The sequence below is a fragment of the Saccharomonospora iraqiensis subsp. paurometabolica YIM 90007 genome, from assembly GCF_000231035.2.
Taxonomy (GTDB): domain Bacteria; phylum Actinomycetota; class Actinomycetes; order Mycobacteriales; family Pseudonocardiaceae; genus Saccharomonospora; species Saccharomonospora paurometabolica.
The window spans coordinates 100,076-103,424 of record NZ_KI912250.1; the positions used below are offsets into that span (position 1 = coordinate 100,076).

The window sequence follows — 3,349 nt, forward strand, 5'->3', positions numbered from 1 at the left end:
CGCGCCGGGGCCGGCGGGGGGAACGCTCCGGTCTCCCCCCGCCGCGCCGGTTCCTCGGCCTGCCCCGGTCCGGCACGGGCGTCAGCCCTCCGGCGTGAACCGCGGGAACGCGAGGTCCCCGGCGTAGCGGGCCGCGTCGGCCAGGGTCTCCTCGATCCGCAGCAGCTGGTTGTACTTCGCCACCCGCTCACTGCGCGCCGGGGCACCGGTCTTGATCTGGCCGACGCCGGTGGCCACCGCCAGGTCGGAGATCGTGGTGTCCTCGGTCTCGCCGGAGCGGTGGCTCATCATCGACTTGTAGCCGCAGGAGGTGGCCAGCGTGACCGCGTCCAGCGTCTCGGACAGGGTGCCGATCTGGTTGACCTTGACGAGCAGGGCGTTCGCGATCTTGCGGTTGATGCCCTCCTCCAGCCGGTCCGGGTTGGTGACGAACAGGTCGTCCCCGACCAGCTGCACGCTCTCGCCGAGTTCGGCGGTCAGCCGGGCCCAGCCGTCCCAGTCGTCCTCCGCGAGCGGGTCCTCGATGGAGACCAGCGGGTAGGCGTCGACCAGCTCGCTGTAGTAGCCGATCATCTGCTCGGCGCTGCGCTTGCTGCCCTCGAAGGTGTAGGTGTTGTCCGCGAAGAACTCGGTGGCCGCGACGTCGAGCGCCAGCGCGATGTCCCGGCCGGGCCGGTAGCCCGCCTTCTCGATCGCGGTGACGATGATGTCGAGCGCCTCGCGGTTCGACGACAGGCTCGGCGCGAAGCCGCCCTCGTCCCCGAGGCCGGTACCCAGGCCCCGGCTCTTCAGCACCGACTTCAGCGCCTGGTAGGTCTCCGCACCCCACCGCAGCGACTCGCGGAAGGACTCCGCGCCGATCGGCGCGATCATGAACTCCTGGATGTCCACGTCGGTGTCGGCGTGCGCACCGCCGTTCAGGATGTTCATCATCGGCACGGGCAGCACGTGCGCGTTCGGCCCGCCGAGGTAGCGGAACAGTTCGAGCTCCGCCGAGTCGGCGGCCGCCTTCGCGACGGCGAGCGACACCCCGAGCATCGCGTTGGCGCCCAGCCTGCTCTTGTCCGGCGTGCCGTCGAGGTCGAGCAGCTTCTGGTCGATGATGCGCTGGTCGACGGCCTCGACACCGGCCAGGTCCGGACCGATCTCGTCGAGCACGGCCGCGACCGCGCGCTGGACACCCTTGCCGTTGTAGCGCTTGTCCCCGTCGCGCAGCTCGACGGCCTCGTGCTCGCCCGTCGAGGCACCCGAGGGCACCGCGGCCCGCGTCATCGTGCCGTCGTCCAGGGCGACCTCCACCTCGACGGTGGGGTTGCCGCGAGAGTCCAGAATCTCGCGCGCGCCTACCTGCTCGATAACCGCCACACTCAGCTCCTCACCCGGTTGTGTGTCACTGCGTCGGCTTCCCGCGGACACGCCGACCGGCCGCGCCGTGTGGACGCGGCGACGACCTCAGCCTAGCCGCCGGGGCCTGTCCGGCCGTCGGCTACCCGGGCGGGGTGCGATCTAGGACTCCTCGGACCCGCCTCCGTCGCCGTCGCCGGAGCCGTCCGCGCGGTGGGCACCCGGCAGGTCACGCCCTCCGTCGGGGGTGGTCCGCTCACCGGAGCCGTCGGCCGAGCCGTTCGCGGAGGCCCCGGTTCCGTTGTCCTCGGACCGGATCTCCTGCCACCCGACCGGGAGATCCACCTCGTCCGAGATGTGCTGCCAGAACGCCCAGCTGTTGCCGCCGATGTCCTGCACCGTGAACAGGCGTGCGCCGTAGGGCTGGTCCTGGGGCTGGGAGTACTCGATCGAGTCGCCGACCACTTCGCGCAGCCGCTCGAACTGCGCGTCGACATCGTCGACGTAGACGACGTTGAGCTGGCCGACCGGCCCGTCGACCCCCTTGGCGTCCCAGTAGTTCTCGTCCACGGCGGTGAGATGGATCTCGGTCCCCCCGGCCACCAGGGTGGCCTGGAACACCTCACCGGCCGCGTCGACGTAGCGCACCTTCTCCTTGAACCCGAACACCCTGGTCAGCCACTCCACAGCCTCGGTGGCGTCGGTGTAGTACAGGTACGGCGCGAGGCCGAGATACCTCGGGACTTCGTCGCTCATGACGTGCAAGTTCACCACATCGGCCCAGTCCCGCGCGCACTCACCCCTCGACTCACACCTCCGTGCCGCAGTTGTTCTCGTCCGGCATGGGCGCGTCCGGGTCGAAGTACTCCGGGGGACGTTTCTCGTCGGGCAGCCCCGGGCGGGCGGGCTCACGGTAGGCGGGGGCGAGCAGGCCCTGTTCCAGCAACGGCGCGCAGGCCATGGAGTAGAAGAAGGCCTCGGAGTCGCCGAACGCGAGCCCCCGGTCCTCCGCGTACCACCGGTCGCCCTCCCGGAGGACGTAGGTCACCTGTGCCCGGTACATCGACACGATGTCCAACGGGACGGACAACGCGTCCGGATCGTCGGTGTCGAAGGCGTAGGCGAACACGTAGTCGGTGCGGATCTCGAGCTCGCCCGGCCTCTCCCCGGCGGCGGCCACCATCGATCCCCGCACCTTCGGGTCGACCGGCAGCAGCGGCGTGTCCGGGTGGACCCGGGTCGCCAACGTGATCGGCCAGACGTCCCGGTCGAACTCCGACCGCGCCCACTCGCGCTCACTCGGCGCGACCAGGGACAGGGCGGGCGCGATCTCGCCGTCCTCGACCAGCCCCCGCTCGATCCGGGTCGCGACCAGCACGTCGCGCACCCGTTCGAACGCCGCACGGACCGACGCGGCGTCGAAGTCGCCGACGTCGGCGGCCTCCGGGACGACGATGCCGTCGGCGCCGTGGTCCCAGTCCGCGGCGGGCGTGCGCGCGAAGGGACGGTCCGGGTCCACCGGGCGCACGCCCGGCTGATCGGCGAGGGACCCGGACGGCTGATCCCGGGTCGCGCCGATGAGGTGGATGCCGCCCACGGCCACCACGAGCACGGCGACGACGAGCGCGGTGGGGCCCAGGTACCGTCCGCGCGCGCGCCGCGGGCCCCAGAGGGCGACCTGTCGACGGCGGATCTTCCGGCGTTCCCGCCGGGCCCGGCGTTCGGCCGCCCGCGTCCACCCGGGATCGTTCAGGTCGGGATGGACGAACGGATCGGGCGGCATGGCGACTCCACTGCGTCGGGGATCACGGGAGCCCCATGATCAACCGTGGGTCTCCACGGTGCCCGGCGGGGTGTCGTCGGCGGCCCGCTCACGCGGCCAGAAGCGGCGCCAGCCGTCGGCGTCGAGGGTGGCCGGGTCGAAGCCGTGGACGCGCGCGGCACGCTCGGCCTCCCGGACGTCCCGGGCGAACCGCCGCGCCGTGGCGCGCAGCGCGCCCTCGGG

3 protein-coding genes and 1 pseudogene are annotated in these 3,349 nt (G+C 72.1%); all 4 read right to left on the reverse strand.

Annotated features, from left to right (window positions below):
* Positions 1-81: 81 nt before the first annotated feature.
* Positions 82-1,365, reverse strand: a complete 1,284-nt coding sequence (gene eno, locus SACPADRAFT_RS0216555; protein WP_007027011.1) for a phosphopyruvate hydratase — start codon at positions 1,363-1,365, stop codon at positions 82-84.
* A gap of 141 nt (positions 1,366-1,506) precedes the next feature.
* A complete protein-coding gene (locus SACPADRAFT_RS28275) occupies positions 1,507-2,100 on the reverse strand; it encodes a VOC family protein (RefSeq protein WP_157577194.1) in 594 nt (197 codons plus the stop codon).
* Between the two features lie 52 nt (positions 2,101-2,152).
* Positions 2,153-3,127: a hypothetical protein gene (locus SACPADRAFT_RS0216565; protein ID WP_007027013.1), complete on the reverse strand. Its 975-nt coding sequence runs from the start codon at positions 3,125-3,127 to the stop codon at positions 2,153-2,155.
* Positions 3,128-3,166: 39 nt separating this feature from the next.
* Positions 3,167-3,349, reverse strand: a pseudogene (locus SACPADRAFT_RS33125) (hypothetical protein); the annotation flags it as partial.

What these genes read in the sequence shown, in the direction of transcription:
- SACPADRAFT_RS0216565 (WP_007027013.1), bottom strand. Translation starts at nt 3,127, where the DNA reads ATGCCGCCCGATCCGTTCGTCCATCCCGACCTGAACGATCCCGGGTGG.
- SACPADRAFT_RS28275 (WP_157577194.1), bottom strand. Translation starts at nt 2,100, where the DNA reads ATGAGCGACGAAGTCCCGAGGTATCTCGGCCTCGCGCCGTACCTGTAC.